The sequence below is a fragment of the Pseudomonas sp. S2_C03 genome, assembly GCF_054668405.1.
The window spans coordinates 1,050,989-1,068,226 of record NZ_CP162766.1 but is presented as its reverse complement, the minus strand read 5'-3'; the positions used below and the strand labels follow the sequence as shown (position 1 = coordinate 1,068,226).

The following is a 17,238-nucleotide window of genomic DNA, read 5'->3' as shown; positions in this document are numbered from 1 at the left end:
GATGGCGTCCGGTCAGTCGCCCTTGTATCGCCTGACATGGCGCAATCGCGAGCAAGCTCGCTCCTGCCGATCAGCTGCGGGCCATGAACTCTCTTGGGGATTCGCCCATCACTCGGCGGAACATGGCGCTGAAGGCGCTTTGGCTGTCGTAGCCCAGGGCGTGGGCGATGTGACCGATGGGGTGGCCCCGGTCGAGCCGGTCGATGGCGGTGGCCAGGCGGACCTGCTGTACCCAGTGGCGGAAATTCAACCCGGTTTCATGCTGGAAAAGTCGGATCAATGTCCTTGAACTGGCACCGACCCTGTCCGCCCAGTAATCGACCGAATGGGCCTGTTCGGGATTCTCCAGGATGGCGGTGCACACAGTGACCAGCCGTCGATCCCGAGGCCATGGGACCTGCAACGGCAATGTCCGCGCACGCTCGAGCTCACTGAGAATCAGTGCCACCACATGAGCATTGCGCCCTTCCTGAGGGTATTCGATCGACTGTTCTGCCAGCGCCAGAATCAGCTCGCGCAGCAACGACGAGATCTCCACCACCTTGCAGCTGTCGCCGAAACGCCCTGCGGCCTCTGGCTCGATGTAGACCGAGCGCATCTGCACCAGGCTGAGCATGCGCTGGTCATGGACGACCTGCGGTGGAATCCACAACGCCCGCCTGGGCGGCAAAACCCACAACCCGGTCGGCGTCGCCACCCGCATCACGCCACTGGCGGCGTACAGCAATTGCCCGTGCCGATGGCTGTGCGGTTCGTTGTACTGACCGGTGTCCTGGTCGCGCACCAGCACAGTCATCAGCCGTGGCACGTCCTGGTAATCCAGGTAATCCTCGCTGCGCAGGACGCAGTTTGCTCGCTCGGCAACGGTTCGGTCTGCTCGTTTCACTGGCCAAGAGCCCCAAGTCGTGTGTCGTAAACCATCAAAACATGGCCGATCACCAGTTGTCACTTTTGCGACAAAAGATGGCATATGCCGCCTTCCAGCCATGGATAGCCTTGTCTTCGTTCATCCCAACGAGGCCGCCCACATGGCAAACACTCAAAACCATAGCGACTCCCAATACAGCATCGCCGCCGTCATCGGCCTGCTGGTGCTGTCCATCGCACTGCGCCCCGCGATCATCTCGGTGGGGCCGATCCTGTTGCTGATCCAGCAGCACTTCCACTTGAGCTACACCCAGGCCGCCCTGCTCACCTCCATCCCCGACGTGTGCATGGGCGTTTTCGCCCTGATGGTGCCCAACCTCACACGGCGCTTCGGTATCGACCGCTGCGTGGTGGTGGCCCTGCTGCTGCTCGGCGTCGCCACCCTGCTGCGGGCCCTGTCGCCCAATGGTTTTTTGCTGCTGGGCAGCACGTTTGCTGCCAGCGTCGGTATCGCCATTGCCGGGGCCATGACCGGTGGCTGGATCAAGACTCACTTCCCCCACCGCGCCGCTTTGTTCATGGGTATTTACGCCGCGGGGCTGAGCGTGGGTGCCACCCTCGCGGCAGTGTTCAGCGCACCGATTGCCGAATGGGCGCAGAGCTGGCGAGTCAGCGCTGGGGTCTGGAGTGTGTTGAGCCTGACCGCCGTAGCCAGCTGGATCTGGATGACCCGGACCTTCGCCACACCCGCCACCGCCGCTCACGCACGCCCTGCCCTGAGCACTCGCCTGCCCTGGCGCACCCCGCAAGCCTGGTGGGTGGCGTTGAACTTCGGCGCCGGACAGTTCGTGGTCTACGCCCTTTTCGCCTGGATGGCGCCCGCCTCTGCGGAGGCGGCTATATCGACCTGGTCCCCTGGTACGCTGCTCGGCGTCTTCACCGCCGTGTTCGCCGTCGCCAGTGTCAGCGCCGGCCTGATTCCCGGTAAAGCCCATGATCGTCGTGGCTTGCTCGCGTGCTCGACGCTACTGGCGACACTGGGCGTGGCTGGCATGGCGTTCTTCGCACAGTCCTTGCCGATTCTGTATGTGGTAGTGGCGGCCGTCGGCCTGGGTATGGGGTTTACCCTTGCCATGACCTTGCCGTTGGATAACGCCGGCAATGCTGAGCAGGCGGGCTTGTGGACCGTGTTCATGTTGTTCATCGGTTACCTGGTGGCAGCGCTGGGTCCATTGCTGTTTGGCGCCTTGCGGGACTACAGCGGCCATTTCGGCCCGGCCTACACAATGCTGTTTGCAGTATTGCTGGTAATGCTATGCATCACGCCGCTGCTCAAACCGGCGACGGAGCAGTCACCGCAGGCGTCGGTGGCCTGAAACGCCCGACGCCGTTGAGCACTGGCACAACGGCGTCGGGCAGGCCCGGTCAGGCCAGGTAACCCCCATCGACCGTCAGGCTCGAACCGGTGACAAACGAAGCATCGTCACTGGCCAGATACGCCGCCATACCGGCAATTTCATCGGCACGGCCCAGGCGCCCCAGCGGCACACGACTGATGACGTGTTCCAGATACGGTGCATCGGCCGGGTTCATGTCGGTCGCCGTCGGACCAGGCTGGATGTTGTTGACCGTAATACCCCGCGCGGCGAAGTCCTGGGCCAGGCCCCGGACCAGGCCGATCATCGCGGCCTTGCTCATGCAATAGCCGCTGGAGCCGGGAAAGCCGCTCCGTTCGCCGGCCACGCTGCCGATGGTGATGATTCGGTCGCCGCGCTGCATGACCTTGGCACAGGCCCGGGCAGCAATGTAAGCCGCTCGCACGTTCACCGCGTACAACTCGTCCAGCGCCTCGACAGTGAAGTCATCGACCGTGCCCAGCGCGAGGATGCCGGCGTTGTTCACCAGAATGTTCAACGCACCGAACTTCTGCACGGTGAAGCTGACCGCGTGCTCGATGTCGTCGGCGAACTTGCTGTTGGCCTTGATGGCGAGGGCGGTACCACCCTCGCCTTCGACGCTGTGCACCAATGCCTCGGCCTTCTCATCGGAGGCTGAGTAGGTGAAGGCGACCCTTGCGCCTTCCCTGGCCAGACGGCGGACGATGGCCGCACCGATGCCCCGCGAGCCCCCGGTCACTAATGCGGTCTTGCCAGTGAAACGTTGTAGATGGGTGGACATATGCAATACCTGCTCTGAAAGGGATACGAATTACCGGGAAGCGGAGGCGGCCTTTTCAATCAACCGGGCAACCGGTTCGGGGTTGGAAACCATCACCACGTGGGACGCCCCACTCACCACTTCTACCCCTTTGGCGCCGGCACGCTTGGCCATGAACGCCATGGCTTGCGGCGGTATGTTCTTGTCCTGGTCGCCGTAGATGAACCACGAAGGCACTTTCTTCCAGGCGGGCGTACCCGCCTTCTCGTTCAACGCCGCATCGGTGACCGGACGTTGGGTGGCAGCCATCAGAGCCGCCTCCGGTGACGGAACGTCTGCGGCAAACTGGTCGTGAAACTTGTCTTGCTGGATGTACAGATCCTTGCCTCCATCGGCCAGGGCAACCGGCGCGGCCAGGGTCGGGCCCAGCGTGCTTCCGGGGAATTTGCCCGCCAGACCGGCAACGGTTTCGCCCGTTTCGGGCGCAAAGGCACTGACATAGACCAGCGCCTTGACGCCCGGATGGTCATTCGCCGCCGCGCTGATCACATTGCCGCCGTAGGAATGGCCGACCAGTACCACAGGTGTCTTGATGCTCGACAGCAACGCCGACACCGACGCGCCATCGCTTTTCACGCTGCGCAACGGGTTGGCGGCAGCGACCACCGTGTAACCATCCTGCTCGAGAATTTTCACCACGCCGTTCCAGCTCGACGCATCGGCAAAGGCACCGTGCACCAGTACTACCGTGGGTTTTTCAGGCTGGGCAAACGCGCTGCCGCAGGCCATCAGGCTGGCGGTGATCGCCAGCGCCGTCATGACTTTTTTCATAGGGTGACTCCTTCAGGTTCAAAAGGCGTATCGGGTGAAGACATAGTCGTGGTTCTGTACACGCGCCTGATGGCAGGCGAAGCAGGTCTGGTGCTGGGCCTCATCGGCCGGTTTGCCGTTGATGAAGCGACCGAATCCCCAGCCGCCGGTGGATGCATATTTCTTCGAGTCCTTGACCATCACCTGAACAGTGGTCGCCGCACCGGGGATGGCAGCGGGCTCGAACTCCGGCGACTGCACGCGTTTCCAGGCCAACTTGACCAGCACCGTGCCGTCAGGAAACGGCAGCGTCGAAGCCTGGTAGGCCTTGATCGCCTTTTCATTGCCGACCACCACGCGCAGCTCATCCAGCGGTGGGGCTTCCAGCGCCGGGGCAATGAACTGCCATTGGCGATAACCGTCGGGCAGCTTCACGCCGTAGATCGGAGACGCATCACCGCTGTCGCCCAGGGCAACGCCGGTGGCTACCAGTGCCGCCGAGGCAATCGCCGCGGACAGCACGGCCATGTGAGTCAGTTTCATCTCGGTTCTCCTGTGCGGCCGATCAAAGATGATCAGCGTCGATCACCGCCTGGGCGAAGGCCTGTGGCGCTTCCTGCGGCAGGTTGTGGCCGACGCCGCCGTCGATCAGGCGATGCTCGTATTGGCCGGTGAAGCGTTTGGCATAAGCCTCGGCGGGTGGATGCGGAGCACCATTGGCGTCGCCTTCCAGGGTGATGGTGGGCACGCTGATGGACGGGGATTGCGCCAGTTTTTTCTCCAACGCGTCATAGCGGGCCTCGCCCTTGATCAGGCCCAGACGCCAGCGGTAATTGAAAATGGAGACGGCGACGTGATCGGGGTTTTGCAGGGCGGCGGCGCTGCGATCGTAGGTCGCGTCGTCGAAGTCCCATTTCGGTGAGGCCAGTTTCCAGATCAGCTTGGCGAAGTCGTGGGTGTTTTTCTCGTAGCCCAGACGGCCGCGCTCGGTCGCAAAGTAAAACTGGTACCACCACTGCAACTCGGCCGCCGGTGGCAGCGGTGCTTTGCCAGCGTCCTGGCTGCCGATGAGGTAACCGCTGACCGCCACCAATGCCTTCACCCGCTCCGGCCACAGGGCGGCGACGATATCCGCCGTGCGCGCGCCCCAGTCATACCCGCCAAAGACCGCCTGCTTGATGTGCAGCGCGTCCATGAAATCGATCACGTCCTTGGCCAACGCGGCGGGCTGGCCATTGCGCACGGTTTTGGCGGACAGGAATTGTGTATCGCCATAACCCCGCGCATAGGGGACCAACACCCGGTAGCCCTTCTCGGCCAAGGCAGGCGCCACGTCAGCGTAGCTGTGTATGTCGTAGGGCCAGCCATGCAACAGAATCACCACGGGCCCGTCAGCTGGGCCGAGCTCGGCGTAGGCGACATCCAGCAGGCCGGCTTTGACATGTTTCAGTGCCCCCAGAGACGTATGCCCGCCCGGTGTCAGCGTGCCGATGGTGCCGGCAGGGACAGCAGCGGCATTGGCGTGTGACGAAGCCATGCCCAACGCCCCGACTTGCAGGAAAGCCACTGCCAGCGCCGTGCAGGCGAAAAAACGCAGATGACGCGAAACCGCTTGAGGATCGATCGAGATGTTCATGCAGAGTCTCCCGTGCGGTGACCACCGGGCCACCGCGTGATGGAATGGATTAAGGAGCCGTCTTCGCCACGGTTTTGTTGACCTCGGCGCGCAGCGGTCGGAACGCGGCGCGCAGCTCTTCGCTGAACAGTTGTGGCTGTTCCCAGGAGGCAAAGTGGCCGCCCTTGCTCACTTCGTTGAAGTAGAAAAGCGTCGGATAAGCTTTCTGCGCCCAGCTTCTGGGTGCGCGATAGATCTCGCCAGGGAACACGGTGATCGCCACCGGTATCTTGATCGAGGCGGTCTTCTGCGCCTCGGCACTGAAGTTATTGTTGTTGTTCTCCCAGTAGAAACGAGAGGACGACGCGCCGGAGTTGGTCAGCCAGTACAGGCTGATGTCGTCAAGCATTTCATCGCGGCTCAGCACGCGCTCCGGCTTGCCGTCGCTGTCGGTCCAGGCGGCGAACTTCTCGTACATCCAGGCCGCCGTACCCGCTGGTGAATCGGCCAACAGGTAACCGATGGTTTGCGGACGGGTGACCATCATTGCGCCGTAGGCGGCATTGCGCCCGAAGAAGGTGCTCAGCGAGTTGAAGGCGTTACGCTCCGGCACGGTCAGCCCGGCCGGGGCCGGATCGCCGCCGAAGATCGGTTTCACCAGCTCCGGTGGGATGGTCGCCGGCATATTGAGGTGGATCCCCAGCAATCCCGGCGGCGCGAGGCGGCCCAGCGCATCGGACACCACCGAACCATGGTCGCCGCCCTGGGACACGTAATGGCTGTAGCCCAGGCGCTTCATCAGCACGTCCCAGGCCTTGGCCACTCGGTCAGGGTTCCAACCCAGTTCAGTGGGTTTTCCGGAAAAACCGTGGCCGGGAATCGACGGGATCACCACGTCAAAGGAGTCTTCAATACGCCCGCCGTACGCAACGGGGTCGGTCAATGGGCCGATGGTCTTGAGGAACTCGAATTGCGAACCTGGCCAACCGTGGGTGAGGATCAGCGGCATGGCATTGGGGTTGCGCGAACGGACGTGAATGAACTGGATGTCGACGCCGTCAATGGTGGTAATGAACTCGGGCAAGGCATTGAGTTTCGCCTCCGCCTTGCGCCAGTCGTAATCGGTGCCCCAGTACTTCACCAACGCTTGCACCGGGTCCAGTTGCACGCCCTGGCTGACGTCCTTGACGAGCTCCTTGTCGGGCCAGCGGGTGTCGGCGATGCGTTTGCGCAGGTCAATCAGTTGCGACTCATCGACATGGATGCGATACGGACGAATGGCCTCCGAAGCAGCGCTGGCCGAAGGGGCGGCAGCCCATGCACCACTACTGCCAGCCAGCAGGGCAAGACCGAGCACATGGAGTCTGGCGGATGACGCCAGGCATCGGTGCCAGGTGAGAACGGACGAAACTGCAAGCATGATCAATCTCCTTTGAGTAAGTGGCCTACAGGCGCAGCGCGAGTTGCCGGATCGAATGACGCGCGCAGGCTCAAGGCCGCGGTTGTTGCGTCAGTCCAGCCCTCGCCAGGCTTGATAAGACCACCCTGATCCCCTTGGGACGATTGCACGTAGGTGTCGGTCGATACCTAAGTATCACTTGCCAGCACGGGCCCTGAATGTTGTCGTCAGCAGCGCGGGAGGCAGGCATTGCCTGCTCGCATGACAATAAGATTCGATGGATGGCGGATGAGTGTGACAACGCTTGCAGAGGGTATGAAGGACACGACCATGGCGCCCACTCGCTGGGCGGTGGTCGGGCTATGCATGCTGTTCAACCTGGTCGATGGCCTTGACGTCATGGCCATGGCGTTCACCGGTGCCAGCGTGTTGGCGCAGTGGGGTTTGAATGCGATCGAGCTGGGCCTGCTGCTCAGCGCCAGTCTGGTGGGGATGGCAGGCGGTTCAGTGCTCGCCGGGCCCTTCGCTGACCGGCATGGGCGTCGCCCCCTGCTGCTGGTAGCGCTGTCGCTGAGCAGCCTGTGCATGCTGCTGTCGTTTTGGAGTCCGGGCCTGTACCCATTGATGCTGCTGCGCACCCTGACCGGTGTCGGCCTGGGCGCGGTACTGGTGGGCGCCAACGTACTGACCCACGAGCATGCAAGCCTGCACCGGCGAGGCCTGGCCATCGCTCTGCAATCGCTGGCGTTCGCCCTCGGCGTAAGCCTGGGTGGTGGGTTGGCGCATGTGTTCAATGAAGGCCTGGGTTGGCGTTATGTCTTTCTCACGGGGGGACTGTTCACGCTCGCCGCCACCCTCGCCGGCGTACTGTGGCTGCACGAATCCCCCGAGTTCCTGGCGCTGCGCCAGTTGGGGCGCCCCCCGCCACCGTCATCAGCGTGTCTGCCAGCATTCCAGGCCGGTATGCCCTATCGGCAGTTGTTCGTGGCGGGTCAGTGGCGGCAGACGCTGGCCCTGGCATTGGCTTTTTTCCTCGTCATGTTCTGCTTTTACTTCGTGACCAGTTGGACCCCGACGCTGCTGGTGCAGAACGGTTTTTCGCAGAAGGAAGGTGCCGCGGGCGGAATGTTGCTTGGCCTCGGCGGAATGCTCGGTGCCTTGCTGATGGGGCTTGGGGCGCATCGCTTTGGCTGCAGGCGCTTGTTGCTGGGGTTCGTGCTGCTCAACGCCGGGCTGATGGCGTTGATGGTGCCGGCAACGAGCTCGCGGGGCCTGGCGGTGGTCGTCAGTTTCAGTACCGGGCTGTTGCTGTATGGCGCAATCGCCGCGCTGTTCATCCTGGCGCCTCAAGCATTTGCCACGTCCGTGCGCACCCAGGGCGTGGGCCTGGTGCTGGCATTGGGGCGTCTTGGCGCGATTCTGTCGCCGGCCGTCGCGGGCGTGCTGCTGGACGCCCGGTGGAGCCCGCTGGGCCTGTTCGGTTTTTTTGCCGCCAGTCAGTTGCTGGCCGCGTGGCTGATCTGGCGTGGCGCGCGGGTGGCTTAAAACGCCAGCTTGTAGCCGATCAGCAACAGCATGCTGGCCAGGCAAGGGCGCAGCCAATCGTCGGAAATGCGCCCGGTCAGGTGGCTGCCCAGGTAAATCCCCGGCAGTGAGCCGACCAGCAGAAAGCCCAGCACTCCCCAGTCCATGTTGCCCATGCTCGCATGGCCAAGGCCGGCCACCAGGGTCAGCGGCACGGCGTGAGCAATTTCGGTCCCCACCAGGCGGCGTGTTGGCAGCAGCGGATAGAGGATAAACAACGCCACCGTGCCCAAGGCACCGGCGCCGATGGAGGTCAGCGCGACCATGGTGCCGAGGATCAGGCCGGTGACCACGGTCAGCACGTTCAGGCGTTTGCCGCTGGGGTTGTAATGACCACCCGCACGGTTGTGCGCGAAGTCGAGCAAGCGCTTCTTGAAGAAAATCGCCAGTGCGGTAGCGAACAGCACAAAACCCAACGCCTGCTTGATGATCGCGTTCATCGCATCGGGTGAAGTTTGCAGGGTGCTCAGGAACCACAACGTCAGCGCCACCGCCGGCACACTGCCCAGGGTCAGCCAGCCGGTGATGGCCCAGTCGATGTTCTTGTTCTTGCGGTGCACCAGCACGCCGCTGGATTTGGTAATCGCCGCGTACAGCAGGTCAGTACCCACGGCGGTCGCCGGATTGACGCCGAACCACAGCAGGATGGGGGTCATCAACGAACCACCCCCGACGCCGGTCATGCCGACGATGAAGCCCACTACCAGACCTGCCACGACCAGGCCGAAATCACCGAATTCCATCAACACGCCCACACCGCAGGAAAAATCTGGCCCGCAGGATAGCGATTTTTCTTATAACCACTTATATCGATGCGATCTATCTTTATTCCACTGTTTGATATCAGCCTGGTTTGCTCTGTGGGAGTGGGGTGTTTATTGGACAGGCAGGAAATTGAGGAACAGCAAGCTTTGTGCGTAATTCAAGCCGATCCTGCGATAGCGCTCGTCGAGCATCTGGGTCATCAGGTCCAGGCGGGCGACCATCTTGCCGAACTCGGTGGCGAAACTCAGGTTGCTGCCCTCCTCCGAGATTTCATTTGAGAACAACATGGGCTGGCCGTCGGCAGTCTGCCGCTGGCTGAGAATCCAGGTGGCCTTTTCGATGTTGCGCGCGGCGTTGTTGACGAAGGTCGGGTTGATCGAATCGGTCATATAGAACTCCAGCCGGTTGCCATGGGCCGTCACCAGCATGCTGCCGATGGCGTAGATGAACGCCCCGACCCGATCGCCCAGAAACTCCGGGCTCATGGCGAAACTCAGCGCCGCCAGGTCCTTGCGGCCGCCAAGAGCCGGCAATGGCTGTTGCTGCTCGATGGCCATGCGCACCTGTTTAACCGCCGTGCGCGAATCGAGAAAACCGGACTTCTTCAACTCCTGGGGATTGCGCAGGTACAGCTTGCCCATCAGCAGGTAGAGGCTGTCGAGGTTGTCGCGCATGGCCAGGGTCGCCATGCGGTCGACGCTGGTCTGCAGGAACTCCTGGGGCCGGCCCTCGCGAAACTGGCTGATGATGTCTTTTCCATCCTGATGGCTGCAGCCGCTGGTAAACAGCATCGACAGCACGGCGAGCAGCAGGCCAAGACGGCGGATGGACACAACAGTTGAAGGTGAAACTCGAGCCATGGGTGCTTGGACTTGGGCATGGGCCGACGGTGGGGATCGCCGCAGGCTGGCCAAGGATAGAGCCGGGAATTTCGAAAAAGTGCAGTGCCGACCATCCTGGCAATGACACTCAAAACTTAATAGTCATACTTTATTAGCGCAAACCTCTTAAAACCAGCTATAAAACCCTGCAAGTCGTTTTAAAAATCGACTTCTAGTATGACTACTTATCCAAAAACAACAAAAAGGAAGGTTGACCATGCTTCAATCCCGCTATTCCCTGTGCCTCCTTGGACTGTCCATGATGATCGCCACCCTCCCCACTCAGGCCGCCGGGCTGTCCAGCGACATGAAAACATTCGGCAAGACCGCAGATGGTACGGCCGTTGAGCAATATGTGTTGCGCAACAGCCACGGCATGCAGGCCAGCGTCATCACCTACGGAGCCACCCTTCAAGCGCTTGAAGTGCCGGACAAGAACGGCAAAGTCGCGGACGTGGTGCTCGGCTTCGACGATGTGCAGGGCTATCAGAACGGCAAGGCTTACTTCGGCGCCACCATTGGCCGTTTCGGCAATCGCCTGGCCAACGGTGCCTTCGAGCTCGACGGCAAACGCTATCAGGTGCCGCAAAACGACGGTTCCAACTCACTGCATGGCGGCCCGCTGGGTTTCGACAAGCGTGTCTGGAAAGCCGAGCCGGTAAAAACCGGGGACAGCGTCGGTGTCACGCTGACGTACCTGTCGGCGGACGGCGAAATGGGCTTCCCCGGCAATCTCAAAACCGAGGTTACCTACAGCCTCAATGATCGCAACGAACTGCGCATCGACTACAAGGCCTCCACCGATAAACCCACGGTGCTGAACCTGACCAACCACAGCTACTTCAACCTGGCTGGAGCGGGGAACGGCGACATACTGCAACAATTGGCGACGTTACACGCCAGTCACTACGCGCCAGTGAATGCAAAGCTGATCCCCACCGGCGAGTTGGCACCGGTGGCCGGCACGCCAATGGATTTCACCCAGCCCACCGCCATCGGCAAACATATCAAGGCTGATCACCCGCAACTGAAGTTCGCCGAACCCAAGCAAGGCGGGTTTGATTTCAACTGGGTACTGGACAGCAAGGGCGACGTAGGCAAACTCGCCGCGCAAGTCAGCGACCCGCAGTCCGGACGGCAGTTGCAGCTCTACACCAGCGAACCTGGCGTGCAGTTCTACACCAGCAACTTCCTCGACGGAACGGTCAAGGGCAAGGCAGGCAAGACCTACAACCATTGGAGCGCGTTTACCCTGGAAACTCAGCACTATCCTGACGCCCCCAATCAGCCGAACTTCCCATCCACACGCCTGGATCCAGGCAAGACCTACACCCAGAGTACTGTCCTGAAGTTCTCTGCCCACTAAGCCCTTTGCCTGTAGTCGCCGCCATGCCGGCGACTACAGGCAAGGGAACCGCTGAGCTATTCTGGTGCCAACTGGATAACCCATTGTTCACCGGAGGTATTCATGCGGTCTCTCGAACTGGCTGGCGTCCAGGTCCCAGTCATTGGCCAGGGCACCTGGCGAATGGGCGAGGATCACGCCCGTCACGCTGAAGAAGTCGCTGCCCTGCGCCAGGGCATCGAGCTGGGCATGACCCTGATCGACACCGCCGAGATGTACGCTGAAGGGGGCGCCGAAGAGGTGGTCGGCGAAGCGATCGCCGGTCGACGCGATCAGGTATTCCTGGTCAGCAAGGTCTACCCGCACAACGCCAGCCGTCAAGGCATTCCCCAGGCCTGCGAGCGCAGCCTGCGCCGTTTGAATACCGATTACATCGACCTGTACTTGCTGCACTGGCGCGGCCAGTATCCGCTTGCAGAGACCGTCGACGCCTTCGAACGCCTGCGCGAGGAAGGCAAGATCGGCCGCTGGGGCGTGTCCAACTTCGACGTCGATGACTTGGCGCAATTGGCCTCGCCAGCCTGTGCCACCAACCAGGTGCTGTACAACCTGGAGGAACGAGGCATCGAATTCGACTTGCTGCCCTGGTGCCAGCAGCACCGGCTGCCCCTGATGGCGTACTGCCCGATCGGCCAGGGCGGCCAAATGCTCGCCCATCCGACGCTCAAGCAGGTGGCCGCTCGTCATGCCGCCACCCCCGCACAGGTAGCGCTGGCGTGGATTGTGCGACACGATGGCGTGATTGCCATCCCCAAGGCGGTTCGCCCTGAACACGTGCGCCTGAACGCACAAGCCGCGCAATTGCAACTTGAAGCCGGGGATCTCGAGGCGCTGGACCACGCGTTTCGCGCGCCACAACGCAAACAGCGACTGGCCATGGTCTGAGCCATCGCGGTTCTGTCGGAGGGCTTCGGATGAGAAGCACCGATCAGCTCGACGCCTTCAACCTGCAGCGCTTTGTCCTGGCGCAGGACCCGGTGATCGAGCGCGTAAAAAACGAACTCGGCGCCGGCCTCAAGCGCAGTCACTGGATGTGGTTCGTCTTTCCGCAACTCTCGGGGCTGGGAGACAGTGAAATGTCCCGGCGCTTTGCCATTCGCTCCGGCGCAGAAGCGTCGGCCTACCTGCAACATGACCTGCTGGGCCCACGCCTGCGCACGTGCACGCAACTGGTGCTGGATATCCCGCAACGCTCGATTGCCCAGGTATTTGGTCATCCGGATAACCTGAAATTCCATTCTTCCATGACCCTGTTCGCCCAGTTTGCCCCGCCGGGAAGCCTGTACCATCAAGCGCTGGAGCGAAACTTCCACGGCATCCCGGACGGATGGACGCTGAGCCTGCTGGATTCAAAACAGGCCCAGTTGCCCCCCAATCAGGGTTGAGAAATCGTCGTCGACAAACGGCAGGATCGCATCGGCCACTGGCTGCAGCTGACGTGTGACGTAGTGGTCGTAGTCGATGGGCGTGCTGCGCACTTCCAGCGGCTCGGGCCCTGCGACGCTGATCACGTAGCTGATCCAGCCACCGTTCTGGTACTGGCGCGGGCGGCCTTGCTGATCATTGTATTCGTCGGCAATGCGCGCCGCGCGAACATGCGGCGGTACGTTGCGTTCGTAATCGTCGAGAGTGCGACGCAGACGCTTGCGGTAGACGAGCCGATCATCGAACTCGCCCGACAGGGTCTTGCGCACGTACTCACGCACGTAGTCCTGATAGGGCTTGTGGTGAAAGATCAGCGAATAAAGCTCCTGCTGAAACTGGCGGGCCAGGAGCGACCAGTCGGTGCGCACGCTTTCCAGCCCCTTGTAGACCATTTCGTCGCTGCCATCGGCGCGCGTCACCAGCCCGGCATAGCGTTTTTTGCTGCCCTCCTCGGCCCCGCGGATGGTCGGCATCAAAAAGCGCTTGTAGTGGGTTTCGAACTGCAATTCCAGCGCGCTTTGCAACCCGTACTCCTGCTGCACGTGCTCGCGCCACCACTGGTTGACGTGATCGACCAGAGCCTGGCCGATCTGCGCCGCTTCCTGCTGGCCGTGGGCACGGCGCAGCCAGACGAACGTCGAATCGGTGTCGCCGTAGATCACGGTATGGCCCTGGGCTTCGATCAATTGCCGCGTGCGCAACATGATTTCGTGGCCCCGCAGGGTGATCGACGAGGCCAGCCGCGTATCGAAAAAGCGGCAGCCGCTTGAGCCGAGCACGCCGTAGAAGGCATTCATGATGATCTTGAGTGCCTGGGACAGCGGCGCGTTGTGCTCGCGCTTGGCGGTTTCGCGGCCCTCGGCGACCCGCGCGACGATGGCCGGCAGGCAATGCCGGGTCCTCGAGAAACGTGCACCGCGAAAACCTGGCACCGATGCACTGTCTTCCGGGTGGCGCAAACCTTCGATCAACCCCACGGGGTCGATGAGAAAGGTACGAATGATCGACGGATACAGGCTTTTGTAGTCGAGCACCAGCACGGACTCGTACAGGCCCGGTTGCGAGTCCATGACAAATCCGCCGGGGCTGGCCTGCGCCGGCTTGCTGCCCACATTCGGCGCGACGAAACCCTGGCGGTGCATCAGCGGCATGTAAAGGTGCGTGAACGCCGCCACCGAGCCGCCGCTGCGATCCGCTGGCAGGCCGGTGACACTGGCCCGCTCCAGGAGAAACGTGAGCAACTGGGTCTTGGCGAAAATCCGCGTGACCAGTTCGCAGTCCTTGAGGTTGTAGGTGGCCAGGGCCGGCTTGTCCTCGGCGAACATGCGGTTGATTTCGTCCATGCGCTGGTACGGCGTGCTGATCGCCTTGCCTTCGCCGAGCAACGTTTGCGCGACGTTTTCCAGGCTGAACGAAGGGAAGCTCCAGGTGGCCGAGCGCAGGGATTCGATGCCATCGATGATCAGCCTCCCGGCGGCCGAGGCGAAGTAATGGTTGCGGCTGCCATGTTCGCGCCACTGCATCTCTTCGCCGCCACGCCCCAGCCTCAAAGGCACTGCCAGCCGTCGAGCGTGTTCGTGCAGCACGCGCAGGTCGAACTGCACGACATTCCAACCGATGATGGCGTCCGGGTCGTGGCGGGCAAACCATTCATTGAGCTTTTTCAACAAGGCGGCGCGCGAATCGCAGTACTCGAGCTGGAAATCCACCCCACTGTCGTCGCCATTGGGCGGGCCGAGCATGTACACCTGCCGTTCGCCGCAGCCTTCCAGGGCGATGGAGTACAGCTCGCCTTGCGCGGTGGTCTCGATGTCCAGTGACACCAGCCGCAGGTTTGGGCGGTAATCGGGGTCGGGCTTCATCTGCGCATCGAGCAGCAGGCCGTCGGCATCGGGAGTGCCACCGAAGATGACGGGCGCGGTGATGAACCGCTCCATCATGTAGCGTTCGGGCGGACGCACATCGCCCTCGAACATCTCGACGCCGGACTTGCGCAGCGTGGTTTCCAGGCGCATCAGTTGCGCGTGCTGCTGGCAGTAGAGGCCGAGGACTGGGCGGTGGTCGAAATCCAGCAGGGCCAGGGGTTTGAGCTTGACGTTTTTTTCGTCGTGCAGCACCCGCTCCACCTGTTCACGCTGCTCGGCCGCGATAAACGCCACCGACGGCTGATGAGGCAGCCGAATGCGCCGGGGCCCGTCGTCGGTCGCCAGCCAGAATTCGACTTCGGTGCCGGTCGGGGTATCGCGCCAATGTCGGGTCAGGACGAAGCCCCGCTGTAAATCCACCGCTGCAACCTCAGATTTGATTTCCGTGGGCAATTCTACGAAAAAAACCGTCGGATGACGTTTTTTGCGCGTTATCTGCCGCTTTACGTCTTGCTCTCAGGGCTCGGGTCTACGATTCTTCAGGAACAACGCCAATCCCCTGGACAGCCATCATGAAAACCGTCGCCCAACTGCTCAAGTTGAAAGATCAGAAAAACCAGGAAGTTCACCAGATCAAGCCGGACCACATGGTGCTCGAAGCCCTGATGAAGATGGCCGAGAAAAACGTCGGAGCCTTGCTGGTGGTGGAAAACGAAGAAGTACTGGGCATCATCAGCGAGCGCGACTACGCGCGCAAACTGGTGTTGCATGGCCGCTCGTCGGTGGGCACGCCGGTGCGCGACATCATGGTCTCGCCCGTCATCACAGTGGACACCAAACAAACCGTAGACACGTGTCTTGGCATCATGTCCGACAAGCGCCTGCGCCACTTGCCCGTGGTGGAAAACGGCAAGCTGATCGGCCTGCTGTCGATCGGCGACCTGGTCAAGGAAGCCATCGCCGAACAGGCTGACCTGATCAAGCAGTTGGAGCAGTACATTCGCGGGGAGTAACTCTCCCTCGTCCCCCCGTAGGAGCGAGCATGTCGAGGCGTCGAACCGTCGCGATGGCGGTGTTTCAGTTGGAAAATGTTTGGCTGACACACCGCTATCGCGAGCAAGCTCGCTCCTACAAGGGCACGGTCAACTCCAATGCCGCGCAAACACCGGCGCCAGCGTCGGGTGTCGGTCGATCCGCTCAAGCCAGGCATGAAAGCCCGGCCGGGCGGCGCGCAGATGTTCTCGCGTCCCGGCCCACCGTGTGACGACCGCGGCCAGGACGTCCAACGCACCGGGCGTCTCCTCCCCCAGGTACAACTCACCGGAAAACTGGTCGGCGAACACCTCCCAGCACCAGTGCAGGCGTTGACGCGCACCGGCCACGAGGTTTTCCCGGCTGGAGTGATCCGACGCAATCAACCAGCGCTCCGGGTAATCGATGATGCCGATGGCCGGGTAGCAATTACTGACGATGAACACCAGGCCCCGCAGCGCTTGGTCGCGTTCAGCAGTCACTTTGGGCAGCAGGCTCGACTCGGGAAAGCTCAACCCCAAATGGATCAGGATGGCCGCGCTCTCGGTGAGAATGCTGCCGTCGGGCAATTGCAGGGTCGGAATCTGCTTGAGCGGGTTGAGCTTCTGCAGTTCCAGGGCTGCCTCCATGGACAGCTCGACGTCGATGAACCGATAAGCCACCTCGCACAGCTCCAGGGCGGCCTCGATGGCAGCGGCACCCGAGTTCTTGTGTCCGTAGAGTTGGTACATAAACACCTCCCTTTTGGTGTTCTCTTTGTAGCAGCTGACTACGGCCGTGCCGTGAAAATTCTTTTTTTTGTCCTGCATCCAAAACCCTTTCCGACGGGTAGTACCTGTAGCAGCCCCAATGACTGCATAGCGAATCACTCATGACGGAGAGAATTTCATGAATCCCAAACAGCTGATATGCCTTGCCGGTTTGCTCCTTGCCACGCCTGCGGCGTTCGCACAAAGCGCTCTACCTGACAGCATCAAGGTGCCGGACGGCCACAAAGTGGCAATGGAAACTACCGGCGTGGGTGAAATCACCTACGAATGCCGCGACAAGGCCAATGCCGTCGGGCAAACAGAATGGTTCTTCGTCGGCCCCAAGGCAGTCCTCAATGATCGCAGCGGCAAACAGGTCGGCACCTACTTCGGCCCACCCGCCACCTGGCAAGCGCAGGATGGCTCGAAGGTCACCGGCACCCAGTTGGCCGTCGCGCCATCCAGCTCCGGCAACCTTCCCTATCAACTGGTCAAGGCCAACCCCGCCGAAGGAAAAGGCGCGATGAGCGGCGTCAGCTACATCCAGCGCGTGGCGCTCAAGGGTGGCGTCCCACCCAGCGCCGAATGCACGGCCGCCAACAAGGGCAAGCAGGAAGTGGTGAAGTACCAGGCGGATTATATTTTCTGGTCGGCGAGCTGAAAGCGCTTTCTGTAGGAGCGAGC

General features: G+C 61.8%; 17 protein-coding genes. 7 read left to right on the top strand and 10 right to left on the bottom strand.

Features of this window, described 5'->3' with window-relative positions:
* Positions 1-70: 70 nt before the first annotated feature.
* A complete protein-coding gene (locus AB4N64_RS04775; protein WP_460122431.1) occupies positions 71-886 on the bottom strand; it encodes an AraC family transcriptional regulator in 816 nt (271 codons plus the stop codon).
* Positions 887-1,028: 142 nt separating this feature from the next.
* On the opposite strand from AB4N64_RS04775, the gene AB4N64_RS04770 reads away from it, so the two are divergent.
* Entirely contained in the window at positions 1,029-2,243 is a 1,215-nt protein-coding gene (locus AB4N64_RS04770; RefSeq protein WP_460122430.1) for an MFS transporter, read from the top strand.
* A 49-nt stretch (positions 2,244-2,292) separates the two neighbouring features.
* Here the strand turns inward: AB4N64_RS04770 and AB4N64_RS04765 are convergent, their stop codons facing one another.
* The 5 genes from AB4N64_RS04765 to AB4N64_RS04745 are packed head-to-tail and all read right to left on the bottom strand — an operon-like array spanning position 2,293 to position 6,869.
* The gene (locus AB4N64_RS04765; RefSeq protein ID WP_460122428.1) at positions 2,293-3,045 is read right to left on the bottom strand and encodes a 3-oxoacyl-ACP reductase family protein; all 753 of its coding nucleotides are present in this window, start codon (positions 3,043-3,045) and stop codon (positions 2,293-2,295) included.
* A gap of 30 nt (positions 3,046-3,075) precedes the next feature.
* Positions 3,076-3,855, bottom strand: coding sequence for an alpha/beta fold hydrolase (locus tag AB4N64_RS04760; RefSeq protein ID WP_460122427.1), 780 nt, complete (start codon positions 3,853-3,855; stop codon positions 3,076-3,078).
* Between the two features lie 18 nt (positions 3,856-3,873).
* Positions 3,874-4,377 (bottom strand): cytochrome P460 family protein, encoded by a 504-nt coding sequence (locus tag AB4N64_RS04755; RefSeq protein WP_460122425.1) that lies wholly within the window; start codon positions 4,375-4,377, stop codon positions 3,874-3,876.
* 22 nt (positions 4,378-4,399) lie between these two features.
* Complete coding sequence (locus tag AB4N64_RS04750) at positions 4,400-5,470, bottom strand: alpha/beta fold hydrolase (protein WP_460122423.1); 1,071 nt, start codon at positions 5,468-5,470, stop codon at positions 4,400-4,402.
* Between the two features lie 49 nt (positions 5,471-5,519).
* Positions 5,520-6,869: an epoxide hydrolase family protein gene (locus tag AB4N64_RS04745; protein ID WP_460122421.1), complete on the bottom strand. Its 1,350-nt coding sequence runs from the start codon at positions 6,867-6,869 to the stop codon at positions 5,520-5,522.
* Between the two features lie 309 nt (positions 6,870-7,178).
* Here AB4N64_RS04745 and AB4N64_RS04740 point away from each other — a divergent pair, with 309 nt between their 5' ends.
* The gene (locus tag AB4N64_RS04740) at positions 7,179-8,393 is read left to right on the top strand and encodes an MFS transporter (RefSeq protein WP_460122419.1); all 1,215 of its coding nucleotides are present in this window, start codon (positions 7,179-7,181) and stop codon (positions 8,391-8,393) included.
* Here the strand turns inward: AB4N64_RS04740 and AB4N64_RS04735 are convergent.
* Both AB4N64_RS04735 and AB4N64_RS04730 read right to left on the bottom strand, forming a co-directional pair.
* The gene (locus AB4N64_RS04735) at positions 8,390-9,175 is read right to left on the bottom strand and encodes a sulfite exporter TauE/SafE family protein (protein WP_460122417.1); all 786 of its coding nucleotides are present in this window, start codon (positions 9,173-9,175) and stop codon (positions 8,390-8,392) included. The two genes, AB4N64_RS04740 and AB4N64_RS04735, sit on opposite strands and share 4 nt — an antisense overlap.
* A gap of 132 nt (positions 9,176-9,307) precedes the next feature.
* Positions 9,308-10,057 carry a hypothetical protein gene (locus AB4N64_RS04730; RefSeq protein WP_460122415.1) on the bottom strand — a complete coding sequence of 250 codons (750 nt, stop codon included), beginning with the start codon at positions 10,055-10,057 and terminating at the stop codon, positions 9,308-9,310.
* A gap of 238 nt (positions 10,058-10,295) precedes the next feature.
* Here AB4N64_RS04730 and AB4N64_RS04725 point away from each other — a divergent pair, with 238 nt between their 5' ends.
* The 3 genes from AB4N64_RS04725 (at position 10,296) to AB4N64_RS04715 (ending at position 12,868) form a co-directional block, all read left to right on the top strand.
* Positions 10,296-11,444, top strand: coding sequence for an aldose epimerase family protein (locus AB4N64_RS04725; protein ID WP_460122413.1), 1,149 nt, complete (start codon positions 10,296-10,298; stop codon positions 11,442-11,444).
* Between the two features lie 102 nt (positions 11,445-11,546).
* Entirely contained in the window at positions 11,547-12,368 is an 822-nt protein-coding gene (locus AB4N64_RS04720) for an aldo/keto reductase (RefSeq protein WP_460122411.1), read from the top strand.
* Positions 12,369-12,397: 29 nt separating this feature from the next.
* Complete coding sequence (locus AB4N64_RS04715) at positions 12,398-12,868, top strand: DUF1810 domain-containing protein (RefSeq protein WP_460122409.1); 471 nt, start codon at positions 12,398-12,400, stop codon at positions 12,866-12,868.
* Here the strand turns inward: AB4N64_RS04715 and AB4N64_RS04710 are convergent.
* Complete coding sequence (locus tag AB4N64_RS04710; RefSeq protein ID WP_460122407.1) at positions 12,833-15,193, bottom strand: DNA polymerase II; 2,361 nt, start codon at positions 15,191-15,193, stop codon at positions 12,833-12,835. The genes AB4N64_RS04715 and AB4N64_RS04710 overlap by 36 nt on opposite strands.
* Before the next feature lie 152 nt (positions 15,194-15,345).
* Here AB4N64_RS04710 and AB4N64_RS04705 point away from each other — a divergent pair, with 152 nt between their 5' ends.
* Positions 15,346-15,786: a CBS domain-containing protein gene (locus AB4N64_RS04705; RefSeq protein ID WP_460122405.1), complete on the top strand. Its 441-nt coding sequence runs from the start codon at positions 15,346-15,348 to the stop codon at positions 15,784-15,786.
* 129 nt (positions 15,787-15,915) lie between these two features.
* Here AB4N64_RS04705 and AB4N64_RS04700 read toward each other — a convergent pair whose 3' ends face one another.
* The gene (locus tag AB4N64_RS04700; RefSeq protein WP_460122403.1) at positions 15,916-16,536 is read right to left on the bottom strand and encodes a glutathione S-transferase; all 621 of its coding nucleotides are present in this window, start codon (positions 16,534-16,536) and stop codon (positions 15,916-15,918) included.
* A gap of 157 nt (positions 16,537-16,693) precedes the next feature.
* Between AB4N64_RS04700 and AB4N64_RS04695 the strand changes: the two genes are divergently transcribed.
* Entirely contained in the window at positions 16,694-17,215 is a 522-nt protein-coding gene (locus AB4N64_RS04695) for a DUF3455 domain-containing protein (RefSeq protein ID WP_460122401.1), read from the top strand.
* Positions 17,216-17,238 lie beyond the last annotated feature (23 nt).

What these genes read in the sequence shown, in the direction of transcription:
- AB4N64_RS04770 (WP_460122430.1), top strand. Translation starts at nt 1,029, where the DNA reads ATGGCAAACACTCAAAACCATAGCGACTCCCAATACAGCATCGCCGCC.
- AB4N64_RS04765 (WP_460122428.1), bottom strand. Translation starts at nt 3,045, where the DNA reads ATGTCCACCCATCTACAACGTTTCACTGGCAAGACCGCATTAGTGACC.
- AB4N64_RS04760 (WP_460122427.1), bottom strand. Translation starts at nt 3,855, where the DNA reads ATGAAAAAAGTCATGACGGCGCTGGCGATCACCGCCAGCCTGATGGCC.
- AB4N64_RS04755 (WP_460122425.1), bottom strand. Translation starts at nt 4,377, where the DNA reads ATGAAACTGACTCACATGGCCGTGCTGTCCGCGGCGATTGCCTCGGCG.
- AB4N64_RS04750 (WP_460122423.1), bottom strand. Translation starts at nt 5,470, where the DNA reads ATGAACATCTCGATCGATCCTCAAGCGGTTTCGCGTCATCTGCGTTTT.
- AB4N64_RS04745 (WP_460122421.1), bottom strand. Translation starts at nt 6,869, where the DNA reads ATGCTTGCAGTTTCGTCCGTTCTCACCTGGCACCGATGCCTGGCGTCA.
- AB4N64_RS04740 (WP_460122419.1), top strand. Translation starts at nt 7,179, where the DNA reads ATGGCGCCCACTCGCTGGGCGGTGGTCGGGCTATGCATGCTGTTCAAC.
- AB4N64_RS04735 (WP_460122417.1), bottom strand. Translation starts at nt 9,175, where the DNA reads ATGGAATTCGGTGATTTCGGCCTGGTCGTGGCAGGTCTGGTAGTGGGC.
- AB4N64_RS04730 (WP_460122415.1), bottom strand. Translation starts at nt 10,057, where the DNA reads ATGGCTCGAGTTTCACCTTCAACTGTTGTGTCCATCCGCCGTCTTGGC.
- AB4N64_RS04725 (WP_460122413.1), top strand. Translation starts at nt 10,296, where the DNA reads ATGCTTCAATCCCGCTATTCCCTGTGCCTCCTTGGACTGTCCATGATG.
- AB4N64_RS04720 (WP_460122411.1), top strand. Translation starts at nt 11,547, where the DNA reads ATGCGGTCTCTCGAACTGGCTGGCGTCCAGGTCCCAGTCATTGGCCAG.
- AB4N64_RS04715 (WP_460122409.1), top strand. Translation starts at nt 12,398, where the DNA reads ATGAGAAGCACCGATCAGCTCGACGCCTTCAACCTGCAGCGCTTTGTC.
- AB4N64_RS04705 (WP_460122405.1), top strand. Translation starts at nt 15,346, where the DNA reads ATGAAAACCGTCGCCCAACTGCTCAAGTTGAAAGATCAGAAAAACCAG.
- AB4N64_RS04700 (WP_460122403.1), bottom strand. Translation starts at nt 16,536, where the DNA reads ATGTACCAACTCTACGGACACAAGAACTCGGGTGCCGCTGCCATCGAG.
- AB4N64_RS04695 (WP_460122401.1), top strand. Translation starts at nt 16,694, where the DNA reads ATGAATCCCAAACAGCTGATATGCCTTGCCGGTTTGCTCCTTGCCACG.